Origin of the sequence: Deinococcus apachensis DSM 19763 (assembly GCF_000381345.1) — a bacterium.
Lineage (GTDB): Bacteria > Deinococcota > Deinococci > Deinococcales > Deinococcaceae > Deinococcus > Deinococcus apachensis.
This window is the reverse complement of record NZ_KB906408.1, coordinates 24,508-43,109: the sequence shown is the minus strand read 5'-3', so window position 1 is coordinate 43,109 and position 18,602 is coordinate 24,508. Positions and strand designations below refer to the sequence as shown.

Below are 18,602 nucleotides of genomic sequence, written 5' to 3'. Positions count from 1 at the left end.
CTTGCCTGGGCTCGGCAGGTGGAGGGAGACAGCATGACAGTCACGGGACTCAAACGTGTGGCGATCACCGGGCTGGGGCCGGTCACGCCCATCGGGACGGGCGCGCAGGCCTTCGCGGAGGCGCAGCGTGCCGGGAAGAGCGGCATCGGTCTCATCGACCGCTTCGACACCGCCGAGGTGGCGAGCAAGATCGCGGGTCAGGTGGACGATGACCTGGGCGAGTACGTGGACGCCCGCGAGGCGCGCAAGCTCGACCGCTACGTGCAGCTCGCGCTGGCCGCGGCGGAACTCGCCGTGCGCGACAGCGGCCTGACGGAAGAGGAACTGCGCGGCGAGCGCACCGGGGCCGTGATCGGCAGCGGCATCGGCGGGGTGAAGACCTTCGAGGACCAGGCAGCGGTCCTGCACTCGCGCGGCCCGGGCCGCATCAGCCCCATGTTCATCCCCATGATGATCGCCAACATGGCGACCGGGCACGTCGCCATGCGCTACGGGGCGACCGGGCCGAGCAGCACCGTCGTGACCGCCTGCGCGACCGGCACGGGGGCCATTGGGGACGCCGCGCGCTACATCCAGCTCGGCCTGGCGGACGTGATGCTCGCGGGCGGCACCGAGGCGGCGGTCACGCCCATCGCCATCGGGGGCTTCTCCAACATGAAGGCGCTCTCCACCCGCAACGACGCGCCGCAGGAGGCCAGCCGCCCCTTCTCTGCCAGCCGCGACGGCTTCGTGCTGGGCGAGGGCGCGGGCGTGGTGGTGCTGGAGGAGCTGGAAAAGGCCAAGGCCCGCGGCGCCACGATCTACGCCGAGATCGTGGGCTACGGCACCTCAGCCGACGCGCACCACATCACCCTACCTGCTCCCGAGGGGCGCGGCGCGCAGGTCGCCATGCGGATGGCGCTCGCCACGGCGGGCGTGAACCCCGAGCAGGTGGGTTACATCAACGCCCACGGCACGAGCACCCATTTCAACGACCTGCACGAGACGCAGGGCATCAAGCACGTCTTCGGCCCGCACGCCCACCAGCTCGCCGTCAGCTCCACGAAGTCCATGACCGGGCACCTGCTCGGCGCGGCGGGGGCGGTGGAGACCATCGCGGTCGCGCAGGCGCTGAAGGACGGCGTGCTGCCCCCCACCATCAACCTGACCGACCCCGATCCCCTGCTCGACCTCGACTACATCCCGGAGGGGGCCCGGGAACAGCAGGTCGAGTACGCGCTCAGCAACTCCTTCGCCTTCGGCGGTCAGAACGCGGCGCTGCTGTTCAAACGGGTCTAGGACCCGGCGAGGTGTGGACGGGTGGCGGTGGTGCCCCCGTCCCATTTTTTGCCCTAAAGCTCATGTTGGCCGGGGGAGGCGCCGCTGTCTGCTACGCTCGGAGGAAGTCCTCTTGCGGTGGGCCGGTGCTTCTGGCCGCCCCATGACACGACTGATAATCTGCGAGGTTCTCACCGTGCGTGCCCCCACATCCCCTCCGCCCGCTCCCGACGTGCTGGCCCCTTCCGCCAAAAGGGGGCGGCGCAAGAAAACGCCCCGGGCTACCTCCACCGCCGAGGGGGGACAGACGTTCAGCACCGTCGCCAACCAAGGCAGCCCCTTTCTCAACCGCGAGTTGTCGTGGCTGGCCTTCAACGCGCGCGTGCTGGCCGAGGCGCGCGACGAGCGCAATCCCCTGCTGGAACGCTTGAAGTACGCGGCGATCTGCGGCAGCAACCTCGACGAGTTCTTCATGGTGCGCGTGGCGGGCGTCCACCGCCAGATTGCAGCGGGCGTGAACACCCCGGGTCCCGACGGGCTTCTCCCGCGCGAGACGCTGGACCTCGTGCGCGAGCGGACCCACGTCATGCTGCGCCAGATCGAGAAGGCGGCCCGGCGGACGCTGAAGGACCTCGCGGCCCAGGGCGTGCGCCTCGTGCGGGTCGCCGACCTGGGCAAACGGGCGCGGGCAGCGCTGCGGGAGCATTACCTCGCCGAGATTCAGCCGGTCCTCACGCCACTCGTGGTGGACCCCAGCCACCCCTTCCCGTACCTCAGCAACCTCAGCCTGAACCTGGCTGTACTGCTGGACGGCGGCGAGGGCGAGGAGCCGGAGTTCGCGCGGGTGAAGGTGCCCGTCGGCGTGCTGCCGCGCGTGGTGCCGGTCGGGGACGTGCTGCTGCTGCTGGAGGACGTGATCGCCGCGCACCTGGACGATCTCTTCAAGGGCCGCACGGTGCTCGCCGCCCACGTCTTCCGGGTCACGCGCAACACCGACTACGAGTTCGAGGAGGAGGAGGCGGAAGACCTGCTCGCCACCATCGAGGACGGGCTGCGGCGGCGGCGCTTCGGCTCGGCGGTGCGGCTGGAGGTGATGCAGGATACGCCGCCCGGCATCGTCACCTTCCTGCAGGAGCGGTTGCGGCTGGCCCCCGAGGACGTGTTCACCCTGGAGGGTCCGCTGGGCACCGCCGACCTGATGGGCCTGCCGGTGGACCGCCCCGACCTGAGTTTCCCCCCCTACGCGCCCGCCGTGCCCGACCTCGACGGCGACGAGGAGGGCGGCATCTTCGACACCCTGCGCCGGGGCGACGTGCTGCTGCATCACCCCTACGACGGCTTCACGAACGTGCTCAACTTCCTGGAGGAGGCCGCCCGTGATCCCCAGGTCCTGGCGATCAAGCAGACGCTCTACCGCACCGGGGACGACCCCCGGCTGCTGGGCGCCCTCCGCACCGCCGCCGAGAACGGCAAGCAGGTTGTGGCCCTGATCGAACTCAAGGCCCGCTTCGACGAGCAGCGCAACATCTCGTGGGCGAGGAAGCTGGAGCGGGCCGGGGCGCACGTCGTCTACGGCATGGCGGGCCTCAAGACCCACGCCAAGGTCACGCTCGTCGTCCGGCGGGAGGAGGGGGGGCTGCGCCGCTATGTCCACATCGGCACCGGGAACTACAACCCCAAGACGGCGCGGCTGTACACCGACCTCAGCGTGCTGTCTGCCGATCCCGACCTGGGGGCCGACGTGTCCGAGCTGTTTAATCACCTGACGGGGTACGCGGAGGCGGGCTACACCCGGCTGCTCGTGGCGCCCGACACGGCCCGCAGCGGCTTCGAGGCCCTGCTGGACCGCGAGGCGGAACACGCCCAGGCCGGGCAGGACGCCTGGGTGCGGGTCAAGGTCAACCAGCTCACCGACCCCGGCATGATCGAGGCGCTGTACCGGGCGGCGGGGGCGGGGGTGCGGGTCGAACTCATCATCCGTGGGGTGTGCTGTCTGCGGCCCGGGGTGCCCGGCCTCTCCGAGACGGTGCGGGTCCGCAGCCTGCTGGGCCGCTACCTGGAACATGCGCGCATCTACGTCTTCGGGGGCGGGGGCAGCCCGGAAGTGTACTTCGGCAGCGCCGACTGGATGAGCCGCAACCTCGACCGCCGGGTGGAGGTGGTCGCGCCCGTGCTCGACGACCGTCACCGTGACGAACTCCTGGGCCTGCTGGACACGGAATGGGCCGACGAGCGCGGCTCGTGGGAGTTAAACGTGGACGGCGTGTACGAGAAGCTGCTCGGCGACTTCAACGCTCAGCAGGCCTTCGCTGAGGCCCGTCATCCAGCTTGAGGTGACGAGAAGTCCAAAAGGAGGACGGGGACGTGGGCCAGGTGCCGCGTCCCCGTCACCCCGGCAGCAGGCTCAGGCGATGCCGTAGTCGTCCGCCCCCTGCGGCGTGGCCGACCTGGGGGCGTGCGCGATTCCGTAATCATCGGCGCCCTGGGTCGCCGTGCGTTGGTGGCTCCGGACGATGCCGTAGTCGTCGGCCCCTTGCGTCTGGATCACGCGGCCCGCCTTGGCGATCCCATAGTCGTCGGCTCCGGCCTGGGCCACCGAGAGTCCGAACACCGCCGCCACCATCAGGAACTTCACCGTTCGTTGTATGGGCATGAAACTACTCTACTCTATGGCCCAAGAGATGACCCTGGGTATGGAGCGGATCACGGAACTGCGGGCGCACTTCGATGCCGGGCAGTACGAGGCGGTCATCGCCCGGCTGTCGGGCGACGGGCCGACCACCCCGGAGGAATGGTGCCTGCTGGGCATGGCCTACCTCTGGAGCGGCCGCTTCCCGGAGGCCGAGCTGCCCCTGCTGCGCGCCTCTGAGCTGGGCGACCCCGAGGCGCGGGTCGAGTACGGCAACCTGCTGCGCGTCCAGGGCCGCTTCAACGAGGCGATCCGGCACTTCGAGGCGATCACCCCCAGTCTGAGCGGGGAACTCGCCCTGCGCGCCCTGCGCTGGTGGGGCACCGCCGAGTTCCAGGCGGGCCGGGTGGCCCAGGGCCTGGAGCGCTGCGAGCGGGCCTGGCGCGGCTACCTGGCCGCGGGCACCGACGAGCAGATCGGGCGCGTGACCCAGACGGTCGCGCAGATGCACGTCAAGGTCGGCGACCTCCGCCGCGCCCGGCACCTGTACCGCGAGGCGCTGCGGCTGCTGCCGGTGGGCCGCACCCCCATCGCGCGGCTCTCAGCACTGACGGGCCTGGCGAACGTGCAGGTGCTCACCGGGGACTTCGCGGGCGCGCGGGCCACCCTGGCGCAGGGCTGGGAGGCGCTGGAGCATACCGACGCCCTGACGCCCCGAGCCTACCTGCTCACCGTGGAGGCCGAGCTGCATCACCTCACCGGGGACCGGGCGGCGCACCTGCGGACCCTCCAGGACCTGCGGCTCATCGTCGAGACCACCCACGATTTCGAGCTGCTGACCTGGACCGCCACCCGGCTGGCCGACCTGTCCAGCCACCAGGGTGACCACGCGCGGGCGCTGGAGACGCTGCACGACCTCGCTCCCGATCCGGCGCATCCGGCCGTGACGCTGACGCGTGGCCTGCTGCTTCGGCGGCGCGGGAACCACGCCCAGGCGGCCGAGTCTCTCTCCCGGGCGCTGGAAAGCCCCGGCCTGGGCGAGCAGGGGCGCGTGCGGGCGCTGCTGCACCTCGCCGACACTCAGGCGTCTCTGGGGGACGAGGGGGCGAGCCTGGGAACCTTCTGCCAGGCTCTCACAGCGTTGGTGAACGCCCGCGACCGTATGCTCTACCGACCGGACCTCCAGGAACTCGCCAGCCTGGTGCAGCGGGCGCGGCTGGACCCCGACCTGGCGCCCGACCTGCAACTCGTGCTCGAAAAGCTCGCCTTCCCGGGGGCAAGCGGCGGCGAGGCGGTCCCCGCGCCGCTGTACCTGCGCGTCTACACCCTGGGCCGGGCGGAGGTCGAGCGCGGCGGCGAGCGCATCCCCTTCAGCCTGGAGGGCAGCGTGCTGACGCTCGCCTACCTCGCGCTGCACCCCGGGCAGACCCGGCGCGACCTGGAGGCCGCCATCTACCCCGACCGCGACCCCAAGACCGCCGGGGACTACTTCCGGGCGGTGTTCCGCGAGCTGCGTGTGCGCCTGGGCCCCGAGGTGCTGCAGATGGAGGGGAGCGCCAAGCAGCCCCGCTACCGCCTGGGGCCGGAGGTCCACGTGGAACTTGACGTGACCGAGTTGCGCTCGGCCCTGGAGGCGGGCGACCTGGGCCGGGCGCTCGCCCTGTACCGCGGCCCCTTCCTGCCGGGGCTGCGGATGGAGAGCGAGTGGGCCGACGACCTGCGCGAGGAGCTGCGGGTGCTCCTCACCCTGGAACTCAAGGGCCGCCTGAGCCGCGCCCGTGAGGAGGGCGACCTGCGCCGGGCGCTCCTCCTCGCCAACGAGCTGCTGCGAATCGACCCCTACGATGTGGCCGTGCTGGAGGCCCGGGTGGAGATCGCCCGTCAGGTCGCCGCCCCCCAGGAACTCGCGCGCTACGTGGTGGAACTCCACCGCATGCGCTCGTGAATCGGGAGGACGGCCCGCGCGTGCCCGACCGTCCCTTCCTGAATGACCCGAGCCCCGACGGCGAACGCCCGGCGGGAGAGGTTCCCGACGCCCTCTTCGACCTCGCTGTGAACCGCGCCGACGCCGCGCTGCGCGGACTGCGCCCCGCCGACCCGGCCCGCGCCCTTTCGCAGTGGCACGCCCGCACCCGCTTCGCCCGGCGCGTGCCCCTCGCGGCGGTCAGCGGGGCGCTGCGGCAAAAACCCCAGGAGGGCGGCGAGTGGCACTGGGTGGGCGGGCCGGGGGGCGGCTGGGCAGAGGGGAAGGCGCCCTTTCCATAGGAGGTGGGGGAGAAGCGTCGGCCCCTCCCTACAGCCTGCGACCAACGACTTCCACCGCCACACGCACCGCCCGCGTGATCTCCTCCTGAGGCAGATAGGGAATCGGGGCGCGGTCCTCCAGCACGGCGAGCGCGACGGCGGCGTTGGCGGGCACGTGCAGGAAGCCGCAGGGAACGTGCGCCCGCCCCGCCCGGGCCAGAAAGTCAAGGGTGTGGTACAGCACGAAGTTGCAGACGTACAGCCCCGCCGTGTTGCTGATGCCGCCGGGAATCTCCGCCTCCCGCCAGGCGTCCAGAATGGCGCGCAGGGGGAGCGTGCTGAGGTAGGCGGCGGGCGCCGAGGGGTCCGGGTGCGCCGGGTGGTCCCGGTACGTCTGCCCGGCATTGTCGGGGATCACGAAGTCCATCACGTTCAGCCCGACCCGCTTGGCGGTCAACTGCGGGCGTCCCGCCGCGAGGCCGGTCAGGAGGACGGCGTCCGGCAGGTGCTGTTCCAGCAGACCGCGCAGGGCCTGGGCCGCCGCGTGCGGTTCGACGGGCAGCAGGGCGGACCGCACGCGCAGTCCGCCGACCTCCAGCCCGTCCAGTGCCTCCGCCGCCTGGGCGCTCGGGTTGGTGGGGTGGGTGTGAAAGGGCTCGAAACCGGTCAGCAGCAGCGTGGGCACGGGTCAGGATAGGGCAGGAGGTGCGTGCACCGCTTGCCAAGGGACTGGTCATGCTGAGCCGCAGGCGAAGCATTCCGACCGGAAGTCGGGGCCCTTGACTTCGTTCAGGGCGACAGGCGACGTTCGGGTGTGCTTGAGAGGAACCAACTGCCGCCCGCTTCCCAGTTGCCCCTCGTTCCATCACCTATCCTCCCCCTGTGCCGGAACTCCCCGAGGTCGAGACCACGCGTCGCAAGATCGAGCCGCTGCTTGCGGGGCGCACCATCCTGAGCCTGACCCACGACTCGCCGCACCGCTACCGCGACACGCACCTCGCGCACGGGCGCCGGGTCAGCCGCCTCTCGCGCCGGGGCAAGTACCTGATGCTGCACCTCGCCACGGCAGAGGCGGAGGGGGATGATCCCCATGACCTCGAACTCATCGTCCACCTGGGGATGACCGGTGGCTTCCGGCTGGAGGAGGGGCCGCACACCCGCGTGACCCTGACGACTGACGCGGGCCAGCTCTACTTCAACGATCCCCGGCGCTTTGGCAAGATGGCGGTCGTGCCCGCAGGCGAGTACCGGGGAATGCCCACCCTGCTGGGCATGGGTCCCGAACCCCTCGGGGACGAGTTCCAGGAGGAGGAGTTTGCGCGCCAGGCCGCCCAGGCTGGGGCCGTCAAGCCCTGGCTGCTCTCGCAGAAGCCCGTCAGCGGTGTGGGCAACATCTACGCCGACGAGAGCCTGTGGCGGGCGCGCATCCACCCCGCCCAGACGCGCCTGACCCGCGAGGAGGCGGGCCGCCTCTACCACGCCGTCCGCGAGGTCATGCACGAGGCGGTCGAGGCGGGGGGCAGCACCCTGCGCGACTATGCCCAGCACGACGGCGAGATCGGGGAGTTCCAGGGGAACCACATCGCCTACGGGCAGACAGGGAAGCCATGCCCCCGCTGCGGCACGCCCATCAAGAAGATCGTGCTGGGGCAGCGGGGAACACATTTCTGTCCCGAGTGCCAGCAACTCCGCATGCAGGATTGACCGGAACCAAAAGAGAGGGTCCCAGGATGTTCACCCGGGACCCCGTTTGTTGATGTTCCTCAGTCGATGCTGGCCCGCCAGCGCCACTCGGAGGCGCGCTTCATCACGTGGGCGAGGCCACCCGTGATGGCGAGCTTCTGATTCCACGGCAGCTTCATCCAGCCGACCGCCATCAGGCCGCCCAGCGAGACGAACTCGCCCAGGGTGGTGGGCTCGTAGGGCTGAAGCTCCTCGCCCTTGGCCAGGCGGATCAGGTTCTTGCCCGTCAGGCGGCCCTGCTGCCCGGCGTGCTGCGCGGTGGTGGGCACCGGCTTGCCGTCCTGGTTGAGCGCCAGGCCCATGTCACCAATCACGAACACGTCGGGGTAATTCTTGGCGCGCAGGAACTCGTCGACCGCGATGCGCCCACCCGGCCCCTTCTCCAGCCGCTCACCCTTCACGATGTCGCGCGCCTGGATGCCGCCCGTCCAGATGATCTTGCCCGCGGGGATGACCTTCTGCTCGCCGTCCTGCGTCTGCACCGTCACGCTGTCGGGGGTCGCGCTCATCAGGCGGTGGCCGATCAGGATGTGGATGCCGTACTCGCGCAGCGTGTTCTCGGCCTTCTGCCGCAGCGCGTCGTCAAGGACGGGCAGAATCTTGGGTCCCGCCTCCACCAGGTAGATCTGGAAGGGGGGCAGCCCGCGCTCGCGGCTGAGCACTTCCGCCCGCTGCGCGAGTTCGGTCACCAGCTCCACGCCCGTCAGACCCGCGCCGCCCACCACGATGTCGCGGTTGCCGGTGTAGTCACTGCTGTAGGCGCGGTTGACGAAGTTGAAGATCTCGTCAGCGTCGCTGAGCTGCTTGAGTTCGGCGGCGTTCTCGGCGAGGCCGGGGATGCGGTAGAAGTTCGTGACCGAGCCCAGGCCCACGACGAGCGTGTCGTAGGTGAGCACCCGGCCGTCCTTGAGGGTGACTTCCTTAGCGTCCACATCGACGTTCTCGACCTGCGCCTGCTCCAGGTGGACGCCCGTGCCGCGCAGCAGCGGCGTGAGGGGCAGGGTGACCGGCGTGTTGTGCGCGGCGGCCTCGTGCAAACGGGTTTCGAAGGTGTGGTAGGCGTTCTGCTCGACGAGCAGGGCCTCCAGACCGGGGGTGGGCTTCATTTTGGTGGCCGCCGCGAGGCCCGCGTAGCCAGCGCCAAGGATGAGGGTCTTCATGCAAGCACTCCTGTGAACGAATTCACGAGTTGGGTCCAGGACAAAGGTCGCCCCAAAACCCGCCGGAGGTCCTCCCCCGGCCGTGACAACAGTGTACAGCTTACACCAAAGCGGTCTGTCACCCTCCACACCCCCAGAAGGTTCATGTCCGGGTCCTCCTCCGAGCTTAGCCCAGCCCGCATTTCGAGCAGCCCGATTCATGCTTGAATAGGGGAGGTACACACAATACACGCGGGGTCCGGCCCGGCCAGGGCACCCGGACCCACTTCGGCCCTACGCCTCGCCGCCCTCACCCTGGAGGTGGACCATGCAGGAGAGCCCTCGCCAGACCCGCACACGTCCCGGAGCCCCGCTATGAACGTCACGGTGACGGTCAACGGTCGCCCCCACACCCGCGACGTGGAGCCGCGCACCCTGCTCGTGCATTTCCTGCGCGAGGACCTGGGCCTGACGGGGACCCACGTGGGCTGCGACACCAGCCAGTGCGGCGCCTGTACCGTCCACCTGAACGGCGACGCGGTGAAAAGTTGCACCCTCCTCGCCGTTCAGGCCGAGGGCATGGAGGTCACGACCATCGAGGGGATCGGCACTGCCGCCGAACTGCATCCCCTCCAGGCGGGCTTCTGGGAGAAACACGGCCTCCAGTGCGGCTTCTGCACCCCCGGCATGATCATGAGCGCCGCCGAGCTGCTCAGGCACGACCCCGACCCCAGCGAGGAGACGATCCGCCACCACCTGGAGGGCAATTACTGCCGCTGCACCGGTTACCACAACATCGTCCTCGCCGTGCAGTACGCGGCCCAGGCGATGCGGGAGTCGCGGCAGGTGGGGGCGGAGCAGGCGGCGGACGATTGAAAGACGTGAGTGGGGAGTGGTCAGTGGAGAAAGCGCAGCGGAAGCAGATGCCCTCGCCGAAGCTCCCACTTCCCACTGACCCTCCCGGAGGCACCCAATGACCGAGCGAACAGAGAAGTACATGGGCCAGGCCCTGAAGCGCAAGGAGGACCCGCGCTTCATCACCGGGACCGGGCGCTATACCGACGACTTCGTGCTGCCGGGCATGCTGCACGCGGCCATGGTCCGCAGCCCCTATTCACACGCGCGAATCACGAACATCGACAAGAGCAGCGTGGACGGGATGCCCGGGGTGGTGGCCGTGCTGACAGGTGAGGACGTGAAGGCGGCCGGGCTGGGCAGCATTCCGCCCGGCTGGCTGCTCCCCGACCTGAAAATCCCGGCGCACCACGCCATCGCTCAGGGCGAGGCGAACCACGTCGGTGACATCGTGGCGGTTGTGATCGCCGAGACCCGCCCCCAGGCGGAGGACGCGGCGGCCATGCTCGCTGTGGACTACGAGGCCCTGCCCGCCGTGTCCCTCGGCAGCGCGGCGCTGGAGGACGGAGCCCCACAGGTCCATGACGACGTGCCCGACAACGTCGCCTTCCGCTGGGAGATCGGCGACGAGGCGGCGCTGAACGAGTCCTTCAACCGGGCGCACAGGACGGTGAAGGTCAAGCTCCGCAACCACCGGCTGGTGCCCAACGCCATCGAGCCCCGCGCCTCGCTCGCCCAGTTCACTCCGGCCAGCGGGGAGTACCTGCTGTACACGACCTCCCAGAACCCGCACATCCACCGCCTGATCCTGGCAGCCTTCGTGATGGGCATTCCCGAGCACAAGCTGCGGGTCATCAGCCCGGATGTGGGCGGGGGCTTCGGCTCAAAGATCTTCCAGTACCAGGAAGAAGTGATCGTGCTGCTGGCCGCGCAACGGCTGGGCCGGCCCGTGAAGTGGGCCGCGCGGCGCAGCGAGAGCTTCGTCTCCGACATGCAGGGCCGCGACCACGAGTCGGAGGCTGAACTCGCGGTGGACGAGCAGGGGCGGATGCTGGGCCTGCGGGTGAACACGGTCGCTAACCTGGGCGCGTACCTGACCCTTTTCGCGCCCGCCGTGCCCACCTACCTGTACGGCACGCTGATGAACGGCGTGTACAAGTTCCCGGCCATCCACGTGAAGGTCACGGGCGTGATGACGAACACCGTCCCGGTGGACGCCTACCGCGGCGCGGGCCGACCGGAGGCCACCTACCTGATCGAGCGTACGGTCGATGTGATGGCCCACGAACTCGGGATGGACCCCGCCGAGTTCCGCCGCCTCAACTTTATCCAGCCGGACGAGTTCCCCTACCAGACGCCCGTGGCGCTGGTGTACGACAGCGGCAACTACGAGCCCGCGCTCGACATGGCCCTGGACATGATGAAGTACCCGGAACTGCGGGCCGAGCAGGAGCGGAGGAAGGGCTCGAACAAGATTCTGGGCGTGGGTGTCATCTCGTACCTGGAGGCGTGCGGCCTGGCGCCCTCCGCCCTCGTCGGTCAGCTCGGTGCTCAGGCCGGACAGTGGGAGAGCAGCCTCGTGCGCGTCCACCCTACCGGCAAGGTCGAGCTGTACACCGGCTCGCACAGCCACGGGCAGGGGCACGAGACGGCCTTCCCGCAGATCGCCGCCGATGAGCTTCAGATTCCCATCGAGGACATCGAACTCATCCACGGCGACACGGGCCGGATGCCCTACGGCTGGGGCACGTACGGCTCCCGCAGCGCGGCGGTGGGCGGCAGCGCCCTCAAGATGGCCCTCGGCAAGATCACGGCCAAGGCCCGCAAGATCGCCGCGCACCTCCTCGAAGCTTCCGAGGAGGATATCGAGCACGCGGATGGCGTCTTCCGGGTGAAGGGCGCCCCCACCCAGAGCAAGACCTTCTTCGACGTGGCGTTGATGGCCCACCTCGCGCATAATCTGCCGGAAGGGATGGAGCCGGGGCTGGAGGCGACCGCCTTCTACGACCCCAAGAACTTCGTGTATCCCTTCGGAACGCACGTGGCAGTCGTGGAGATCGACACCGACACCGGCAAGGTCAGCCTGAAGAACTACGGCTGTGTGGACGACTGCGGCCCCCTCATCAACCCCCTGATCGCCGAGGGGCAGGTTCACGGCGGGATCGCCCAGGGTGCTGGGCAGGCCCTCTGGGAGGACGCCGCCTACGATGAGGAGGGAAACCTGCTCGCGGGGACCTTCATGGAGTACGCCGTGCCCCGCGCCGACGACCTCCCCACCTTCCACATCGACCATACGGTGACGCCGAGCCCGCATAACCCCCTAGGCGTGAAGGGGATCGGCGAGGCGGGGACCATCGCCAGCACCGCCGCGGTGGCAAATGCCGTGATGGACGCCCTGTGGCACGAGTACGGCATCGCGCACCTCGACATGCCCTACACCTCCGAGAAGGTCTGGCGGGCGATTCAGGCGGCGCGCACGGCGGGGATGGGGCAGGCGGCGGACGACTGAAAACGGCCTGAACGTCGAAGGTCCCGAGGGAATAGTTTTCCGGATTCTCAGACCTTCGACGCTCACGACGGGGAGGCAACATGTACCCAACCAATTTCGACTATCAAAGAGCCCACAGCGTTGACGACGCGCTTGCGGCGATGGCGGCCAACCCCGACCTCAAGGTGATTGCGGGGGGGCACTCACTCCTCCCGGCCATGCGGCTTCGTCTGGCCCAGCCGCCCGCGCTCCTCGACATCTTCGGTCTGGAGGAACTGAAGGGCATCCGCCGCGAGGGGGACATGTTCGTGGTGGGCGCGATGACCACCCACGCCCAGGTGCTGCGCTCGGACCTGCCGCTCTTTCCCGAGGTGGCGCACGAGGTCGGCGACCCGATGGTCCGCAACCGGGGCACCATCGGCGGCTCGCTCGCGCACGCGGACCCGAGTGCGGACTACCCGGCGGCGGCCCTCGCGCTGGGCGTCGAATTCGTCATCCGTGGGCCGGAGGGGGAGCGCGTCGTCCCCGCCGACGAGATGTTCCTGGGCATGTTCGAGAGCGCCGTGAAGCCGGGCGAACTCCTCACCCACATCCGCATCCCCGCGAGCGTGCAGGCGAGCGCGTACGAGAAGTTCAAGCACCCGGCCAGCCATTACGCGATTGCTGGGGTGGCCGTTGTTCGGCATCTGGACGGGCAGATTCGGGCGGCCTACACCGGGGCGGGGGAGAAGGCCGAGCGCCTGCACCGCCTGGAAGAGCGCGTGAACAGGGGTGAGCCGGTTGGGACCGGGCTGGTCGAATCGGCGGGCCTCCTCGGCGACCGCTTCGCCAGCCCGGAGTACCGCGCCCATCTGGTGGACGTACTGGCCGCCCGGGCGGCGGCGCGAATCTAGGGCATGGGCTAAAAGAACGGTGTCATGCTGAGCGGAGCGAGGCATCCCATGTGTGCCCGAGGAGGCCCTTCGCTGCGCTCAGGGTGACATCGCTTCTTCCCCCGGAAACATGCAGCAGCAAGAGCGAAGGTGGGCCACTCCGACTGGGGCGGCCCACCTTCGCTCTTGCTGCTCCGGTCTACTCGTGGTCGTGCATGCCCGCCGTGTGCGCGTGCCCGTGCTCCAACTCCTCGGGCGTGGCGTCGCGGACATTCTTGACCGTCACGTCGAAGTTCAGGACCATGCCCGCCAGGGGTGGGTTGAAGTCCACCTGCACCTGATCGCCGTCCACATCCACCACGGTGAAGGGCAGGACGCTGCCGTCCTCCGCTTGGGCGTAGTACGTCGCGCCGATCTCTACCTCGTCGTCAAAGTCGCTGCGGTCGAGGGTCTCGACGTTGTCCTCGTCGCGCTCGCCGTAGCCGTCTTCCGGCTGGACGGTGACGTGCAGGCTGTCCCCGGCCTTCTTGCCCTCCAGGGCCTTTTCGAGCCCGGGGATGATGTTGCTGTGGCCGTGCAGGTAGGTCAGCGGCTCGCCCGGCTCGCTCTGGTCCACAACCTCGCCGTCCACCTTGAGCACGTAATCGAGGTCGACAACCTTGTCCTGGGTGATGTTCATGAGTTCTCCGTTCGCTGAGTGCCTGAAATGTTTCGGCTCGCCCTAGAAGTGTACCCTCTCACGAGAGTATGAAGCTGGCACCGCACCTGCCTTAACGGAGAGAAACCCGCCTATGCTGCCCGCATGACGGCCCCATTCCAGCCCTATTCCATGCATGTCGGCGTTCAGGAGGCGCGCGACATGCTCGCCACGCTGCTGCCTGCTCCCGGCGCTGAGACCATCCCCCTCGCCGCGGCCCGTGGGCGAATGCTCGCCGCTGACCTCCAGGCCCGGGTCAGCCATCCCAGCGCCACCGAGAGCGCTCTGGATGGCGTCGCGGCCCGTGAGGTGGACACGGTGAACGCCTCAGCGACCTCGCCCGTCCGCCTGCGGGTGGTGGGTGAGAGCCGGGCGGGGGTGCCCTTTTCCGGCGCAGTTGGACCCGGCGAGTGCGTCCGCATCTACACGGGGGCTCCTCTGCCAGCAGGCGTGGACGCCATCTGCCCCGTCGAGCAACTCACGGACGAGGGCCCCGACCACGTGCTCCTGGCCCGCCCCGCCAGCCCCGCCGACGTGCGGCATGAGGGAGGGGACTTCCGGGCCGGAGAGACCATTCTGACGGCGGGCACCCTGCTCACACCGCCCCGGGTCGCCCTGGCCGCTGCCCTCGGCCACGCCGAGGTCCCCGTCCGCCGCCGACTGCGGGTCGCGCTCCTGTCGACCGGGGACGAGGTGATCGAGCCCGGCCATCCCCTGGGGCCCGGTCAGGTGTACGACAGCAACCGCTACGGCCTGCAAGCGATGTTGGAGGAGTGCGGCTGCGACGTGCTGGCCCTGGGTCACGCCCCCGACAGCCCGGAGGCACTTCAGGAGGCGATCGCGCAGGCGGGCGGCGCGGACGTGCTGCTCACCAGCGGGGGGGTCAGCATGGGGCGGTACGACTTCATGCGGGACCTGCTCATCGAGCGGGGGCGCGTCGCCTTCTGGAAGGTGCGGATGCGTCCCGGCGGGCCCGCGCTGCTGGGGGGCTGGCAGGGGCTCCCCGTGTTCGGCCTGCCGGGAAATCCAGTCAGCAGCCTGGTCGTCTTTCACGTCATCGTCCGTCCGGTGCTGACGGGGCAGCCGGTGGGGACGCTGAGGCTGCGGGCGGGCACGCCGTTTCGGGGGCTGCCGGACAAGACAGCCTTCTGGCGCGGGGTGCTGCGGGGCGGGGAGGTCTGGGACTACGGGAAGCAGGGAAGTGGGGTGCTGCGCTCGTTGAGTGAGGCGAATGCACTGGTGGTGGTGCCGGAGGGTGGGGCGGTGCAGGTGGGGGAGGATGTGGAGGTGATTTTGCTCTGAGCCATGGGCCATGCCCCCACCCCCCAGGGGGCAGGGGAGCGGCGCTGTGCTTGGCAAGGGCTCGCCCGCCGCGCCTGTGATCGCTTTTCTCATCCCGTAAAGTTTGATCTTGCTGGGTTCCAAGTCGCGTGCTCACCGTCTCGCTGCGCGAGCAAGGCGGGGTGAAGGCCGTGCGAGCGTCAGCTCGCCCCACACGTCGGTCTCGCGGCCCAAACATCCCGGTTGTGAACTGCTGGGGACAAGGCAGACATAGGTTCGCCATAGGGTAAAGAAGCGGGGAGAGGCACAGACACCCCTCCCCGGTTAGGACCTTCTCTATCTCTATCTATCGCCTACAACAGCGCCCTGTGGTCAGCCAACATGCAGCGGTCCTGAATCACGTCGATGTCGCGCTCGCTGAGGACCCGGGCGGTCGCCTCGTCGCGGATGCCCTGCTGCATCCAGACCACGCGGGGCAGGGGCGACATGGACAGGATGTCGGCGAGGTGGTCACGCACCTTGTCACTGCGGCGGAAGACTTCCACGATGTCCACGGGCGTCGTGATCTCGGCGAGGGTCGAGACGGCCCTGTGTCCGAAAAAGCTCTCGCCGCGCGCCACGAGGGCCGGGTTGACGGGGATGATGGTGTAGCCCTGGCGGTACAGGTATTCCGGGACGTAGTATGCGGGCTTCATCGGGTCGTGGTGAAAGCCCACCACGGCGATGACCTTGTTCTCGGTGAGGACCCGCAGGACATCGGTTTGGCTTTGCAGCAGGGTCATCGTGTTCCTCCCAGCGTGCGGTAGGCAGTGCGCGCCGCCTCCAGTGTGGCGCTCAGTTCCGCGTCCGTATGGGCCGCGCTCACGAAGATGCTCTCGAACTGGCTGGGGGCCCAGTAGATGCCCTGGCCCAACATGGACTGGAACCAAGCGGCAAAGGCGGCGGTGTCGCTGTGGGCCGCGTCCGCGTAGGTGCGGATCGAGCCTTCCGGTGCGTCCTGATGGAAGGCCGTCAGCATCGAGCCGATGTGGTTGATGCTCAGGGGCACGCCCGCCTCCTGCGCCGCCGCGCTCAGTCCCGTAGCGAGCTGCGAGGTGTAGGTTTCCAGGTGCGTGTAAATCCCGGGGTTCCCCTCCAGCACCTCCAGCGTGGCGAGGCCCGCCGCCATTGCCAATGGGTTGCCGCTGAGGGTGCCCGCCTGGTACACCGGACCCTGCGGCGAAACGAAGTCCATCACGTCCGGCCGCCCACCATAAGCGCCCACCGGCAGGCCCCCGCCGATGATTTTGCCCCAGCAGATCAGGTCGGGCTCCAGGCCCAGCAGCCCGGTGGCGCCCTGCAGCGAGAGGCGGAAGCCCGTCATCACCTCGTCGGCGATGAGGAGGGCGCCCCGCTCGCGGACGCGATGCAGGGCGGCCAGGAATTCGGGGGTGGGGATCAGCACGCCCGCGTTGCCGACCACCGGCTCGAAGATCACGGCCGCGACCTCGTGCCCGCGTTCGGCCATCAGGGTGTCGAGCGCGGCCGGGTCGTTGTACTCGCTCACCAGCGTCAGGCGGGCGTATTCCTCGGGGACACCGGCACTGCTGGGGGCCGAGGCGCCGAGCGTGCCCTCCGCATTCGTCAGCAGACCGCTGCCCGCCTCGACGAGCAGGCCGTCGGCGTGGCCGTGGTAGTTGCCGCGGAACTTCACGATGTACTTGCGTCCCGTAAAGCCCCGGGCCAGGCGCAGGGCGCTCATGGTCGCCTCGGTGCCGCTGTTCACGAAGCGCACCCGCTCGGCCCCGGTGATGCGGGTCACCGCCTCGGCCAGCCGCACCTCGCGCTCGCCGGGCGCGCCGAAACTCGTGCCACCCGCCAGGGCCTCCAGAATTGCCTCCCGCACCGCCGGATGGTCGTGTCCCACGATTATGGGTCCCCACGAGCCTATGTAGTCCACCAGTCGGTTCCCGTCCACGTCGGTCAGGTACGCGCCGTGGGCCTCGCGGATGAAGCGGGGGGAGCCGCCCACGCTCCTGAAGGCCCGCACCGGGCTGTTCACGCCGCCCGGGGTGACCGCGCGGGCCCGGGCAAACAGGGCTGCCGATTGCGCGGTAGAGGGGAGGGTCTCGGTCGTCATGCCGACCACCTTACGGCAAGCTGATGAGGGCGGCGGGAAGGGAAGCGACACTTCAGGGAGGGTGAAGTTGGGGGTGTGCCCACCCCCTACCCAGTGGGCAGAGGGGAGCGGCGCTGCGCTAGGCAAGGGCTCGCCCATTGCATCCGTGGCCGTCCTCCTTTGGGCGGACTGTTTGATCTTGCTGGGTTCTCAGCGACTGGCCCACTGTCTCGATGCGCGAGCAAAGCGGGGTGGAGGCGGTGCGAGCGTCAGCCACTTGCAGGCGTTGGTCGTCCACAGGAGACGGTTTTAAGAAGCAAAAGCTTTGGCGCTGTTGCTCCTCCCGCCTTGCGGGCGAGGCTGGGTGGGGGCGGTGAGCGTAGCTCGCCCACGCACCAGACGACGAAAAGCCCGCTCCCAGCTTCTCATTTCGCATCAAGCGTTTGTGGGGAGGCCAGGACGCGCAAAGTTGCGTGCAAAGGGAAGTGCCAGGCAGCGCTTACCCTCATCAGGCAAGCCCCACCGTCCACCCCTCAAAAAGCCGGGGCAGGCATCGCGTTCGCCTACCCCGGCTAAAAACCAATGGCTCCCTACATCCCTACAGCCCCAGCAATCCCAGCGCCGCCGTTTGCGTCAACTCCGCGCGGAAGGGCTCGACCAGGGCGCGTTCCTGGGCGGTGGCAGTCTGCACGGTGGTGTTCAGGTCGGGGAGGCGGCCCTGCTGCAACGCCTCGGCGGCGCGGGTGAAGTCGACGTTGGGAACTCCCAGGGCGCGGTTCACGGTGCTGCGGATGACGGCGTAACGCTCGGCGCTGAGGCCCTGCCCGGCGAGGGCTGCCGTCTGAGCCTGGCGGGCGCGGCCGATGCTGCCCCCCGCCTCGCGCAGGACGTTCAGGACCGTCAGCAGGTTCGGGGTCTGCCCGTTCTGAACGTCGCCCCAGACCCGCTCCAGGCCAGTCAGGCTGCCGCCAAAGGCATCCCGGACCTCGCGGCGCACCCGCACGAAGCGCTGCACGTCCGCCTGGGTCACGGGGCGGTCGACGTTTCCGGTTGGAGCGGGAGCCGTGGCGTCCCCGTTCGCGGGCAGGTTGGGTGAAGGAATGTTCGTCCCATTCCCGGTCTGGCTCTGGGTCTGCGTCTGGGCCGGACCACGCCAGGAATCCAGAAAAGTTCGGGCGGGCTGAATGACGAAAAACCACGCCAGCGCCCCCAGCAGAGCGAGTACGAGCAGGGTGCCGCCCCCGCATCCCAGACAACCACAGCCGATTCCACGTCCTGATCTCATGCCAGGGATACGGG

The 18,602-nt window shown here is 69.2% G+C and carries 16 protein-coding genes; 9 read left to right on the top strand and 7 right to left on the bottom strand.

Annotated features, from left to right (window positions below):
- The first annotated feature begins 33 nt into the window (after positions 1 to 33).
- Both fabF and ppk1 read left to right on the top strand, forming a co-directional pair.
- Entirely contained in the window at positions 34 to 1,278 is a 1,245-nt protein-coding gene (gene fabF, locus F784_RS0114890) for a beta-ketoacyl-ACP synthase II (RefSeq protein ID WP_019587524.1), read from the top strand.
- A 142-nt stretch (positions 1,279 to 1,420) separates the two neighbouring features.
- Complete coding sequence (gene ppk1, locus F784_RS0114885) at positions 1,421 to 3,589, top strand: polyphosphate kinase 1 (protein WP_083939235.1); 2,169 nt, start codon at positions 1,421 to 1,423, stop codon at positions 3,587 to 3,589.
- Between the two features lie 72 nt (positions 3,590 to 3,661).
- On the opposite strand, the gene F784_RS0114880 is transcribed toward ppk1, so the two are convergent.
- Positions 3,662 to 3,910, bottom strand: a complete 249-nt coding sequence (locus F784_RS0114880; RefSeq protein ID WP_157465284.1) for a hypothetical protein — start codon at positions 3,908 to 3,910, stop codon at positions 3,662 to 3,664.
- 16 nt (positions 3,911 to 3,926) lie between these two features.
- Here F784_RS0114880 and F784_RS0114875 point away from each other — a divergent pair, with 16 nt between their 5' ends.
- Together F784_RS0114875 and F784_RS0114870 are read left to right on the top strand one after the other, a co-directional pair.
- Complete coding sequence (locus F784_RS0114875) at positions 3,927 to 5,831, top strand: AfsR/SARP family transcriptional regulator (RefSeq protein WP_019587521.1); 1,905 nt, start codon at positions 3,927 to 3,929, stop codon at positions 5,829 to 5,831.
- 20 nt (positions 5,832 to 5,851) lie between these two features.
- Positions 5,852 to 6,151, top strand: coding sequence for a hypothetical protein (locus F784_RS0114870; protein ID WP_019587520.1), 300 nt, complete (start codon positions 5,852 to 5,854; stop codon positions 6,149 to 6,151).
- Positions 6,152 to 6,179: 28 nt separating this feature from the next.
- On the opposite strand, the gene F784_RS0114865 is transcribed toward F784_RS0114870, so the two are convergent.
- Positions 6,180 to 6,815 (bottom strand): pyroglutamyl-peptidase I, encoded by a 636-nt coding sequence (locus F784_RS0114865; RefSeq protein WP_019587519.1) that lies wholly within the window; start codon positions 6,813 to 6,815, stop codon positions 6,180 to 6,182.
- A gap of 197 nt (positions 6,816 to 7,012) precedes the next feature.
- On the opposite strand from F784_RS0114865, the gene F784_RS0114860 reads away from it, so the two are divergent.
- Positions 7,013 to 7,834 (top strand): DNA-formamidopyrimidine glycosylase, encoded by an 822-nt coding sequence (locus tag F784_RS0114860; RefSeq protein ID WP_019587518.1) that lies wholly within the window; start codon positions 7,013 to 7,015, stop codon positions 7,832 to 7,834.
- A 59-nt stretch (positions 7,835 to 7,893) separates the two neighbouring features.
- Here the strand turns inward: F784_RS0114860 and F784_RS0114855 are convergent, their stop codons facing one another.
- A complete protein-coding gene (locus F784_RS0114855) occupies positions 7,894 to 9,033 on the bottom strand; it encodes an NAD(P)/FAD-dependent oxidoreductase (RefSeq protein ID WP_019587517.1) in 1,140 nt (379 codons plus the stop codon).
- Positions 9,034 to 9,387: 354 nt separating this feature from the next.
- On the opposite strand from F784_RS0114855, the gene F784_RS0114850 reads away from it, so the two are divergent.
- The 3 genes from F784_RS0114850 to F784_RS0114840 all read left to right on the top strand — a co-directional run bounded on the left by F784_RS0114850 (position 9,388) and on the right by F784_RS0114840 (position 13,248).
- Positions 9,388 to 9,888: a (2Fe-2S)-binding protein gene (locus F784_RS0114850; protein WP_019587516.1), complete on the top strand. Its 501-nt coding sequence runs from the start codon at positions 9,388 to 9,390 to the stop codon at positions 9,886 to 9,888.
- Between the two features lie 97 nt (positions 9,889 to 9,985).
- Positions 9,986 to 12,376, top strand: coding sequence for a xanthine dehydrogenase family protein molybdopterin-binding subunit (locus tag F784_RS0114845; protein WP_019587515.1), 2,391 nt, complete (start codon positions 9,986 to 9,988; stop codon positions 12,374 to 12,376).
- 80 nt (positions 12,377 to 12,456) lie between these two features.
- Complete coding sequence (locus tag F784_RS0114840) at positions 12,457 to 13,248, top strand: FAD binding domain-containing protein (protein WP_019587514.1); 792 nt, start codon at positions 12,457 to 12,459, stop codon at positions 13,246 to 13,248.
- A gap of 178 nt (positions 13,249 to 13,426) precedes the next feature.
- Here F784_RS0114840 and F784_RS0114835 read toward each other — a convergent pair whose 3' ends face one another.
- A complete protein-coding gene (locus tag F784_RS0114835; protein WP_019587513.1) occupies positions 13,427 to 13,906 on the bottom strand; it encodes an FKBP-type peptidyl-prolyl cis-trans isomerase in 480 nt (159 codons plus the stop codon).
- A 123-nt stretch (positions 13,907 to 14,029) separates the two neighbouring features.
- Here F784_RS0114835 and F784_RS0114830 point away from each other — a divergent pair, with 123 nt between their 5' ends.
- Positions 14,030 to 15,226: a molybdopterin molybdotransferase MoeA gene (locus tag F784_RS0114830; protein WP_019587512.1), complete on the top strand. Its 1,197-nt coding sequence runs from the start codon at positions 14,030 to 14,032 to the stop codon at positions 15,224 to 15,226.
- Positions 15,227 to 15,558: 332 nt separating this feature from the next.
- On the opposite strand, the gene F784_RS0114825 is transcribed toward F784_RS0114830, so the two are convergent.
- From F784_RS0114825 to F784_RS0114815, 3 genes are all read right to left on the bottom strand, one after another.
- Positions 15,559 to 15,987, bottom strand: a complete 429-nt coding sequence (locus F784_RS0114825) for a CoA-binding protein (RefSeq protein WP_019587511.1) — start codon at positions 15,985 to 15,987, stop codon at positions 15,559 to 15,561.
- A complete protein-coding gene (hemL, locus tag F784_RS0114820) occupies positions 15,984 to 17,324 on the bottom strand; it encodes a glutamate-1-semialdehyde 2,1-aminomutase (protein WP_019587510.1) in 1,341 nt (446 codons plus the stop codon). The genes F784_RS0114825 and hemL overlap by 4 nt, the downstream gene beginning before the upstream one ends.
- Before the next feature lie 577 nt (positions 17,325 to 17,901).
- Positions 17,902 to 18,588, bottom strand: coding sequence for a hypothetical protein (locus F784_RS0114815; RefSeq protein ID WP_026332502.1), 687 nt, complete (start codon positions 18,586 to 18,588; stop codon positions 17,902 to 17,904).
- Between the last annotated feature and the right edge of the window lie 14 nt (positions 18,589 to 18,602).

Bases quoted from the DNA above. Each gene is read 5' to 3' on its own strand.
- F784_RS0114875 (WP_019587521.1), top strand. From the start codon at position 3,927: ATGGCCCAAGAGATGACCCTGGGTATGGAGCGGATCACGGAACTGCGG.
- F784_RS0114850 (WP_019587516.1), top strand. From the start codon at position 9,388: ATGAACGTCACGGTGACGGTCAACGGTCGCCCCCACACCCGCGACGTG.
- F784_RS0114845 (WP_019587515.1), top strand. From the start codon at position 9,986: ATGACCGAGCGAACAGAGAAGTACATGGGCCAGGCCCTGAAGCGCAAG.
- F784_RS0114855 (WP_019587517.1), bottom strand. From the start codon at position 9,033: ATGAAGACCCTCATCCTTGGCGCTGGCTACGCGGGCCTCGCGGCGGCC.
- F784_RS0114830 (WP_019587512.1), top strand. From the start codon at position 14,030: ATGACGGCCCCATTCCAGCCCTATTCCATGCATGTCGGCGTTCAGGAG.
- F784_RS0114835 (WP_019587513.1), bottom strand. From the start codon at position 13,906: ATGAACATCACCCAGGACAAGGTTGTCGACCTCGATTACGTGCTCAAG.
- F784_RS0114840 (WP_019587514.1), top strand. From the start codon at position 12,457: ATGTACCCAACCAATTTCGACTATCAAAGAGCCCACAGCGTTGACGAC.
- ppk1 (WP_083939235.1), top strand. From the start codon at position 1,421: ATGACACGACTGATAATCTGCGAGGTTCTCACCGTGCGTGCCCCCACA.
- hemL (WP_019587510.1), bottom strand. From the start codon at position 17,324: ATGACGACCGAGACCCTCCCCTCTACCGCGCAATCGGCAGCCCTGTTT.
- F784_RS0114880 (WP_157465284.1), bottom strand. From the start codon at position 3,910: ATGCCCATACAACGAACGGTGAAGTTCCTGATGGTGGCGGCGGTGTTC.
- F784_RS0114815 (WP_026332502.1), bottom strand. From the start codon at position 18,588: ATGAGATCAGGACGTGGAATCGGCTGTGGTTGTCTGGGATGCGGGGGC.
- F784_RS0114825 (WP_019587511.1), bottom strand. From the start codon at position 15,987: ATGACCCTGCTGCAAAGCCAAACCGATGTCCTGCGGGTCCTCACCGAG.
- fabF (WP_019587524.1), top strand. From the start codon at position 34: ATGACAGTCACGGGACTCAAACGTGTGGCGATCACCGGGCTGGGGCCG.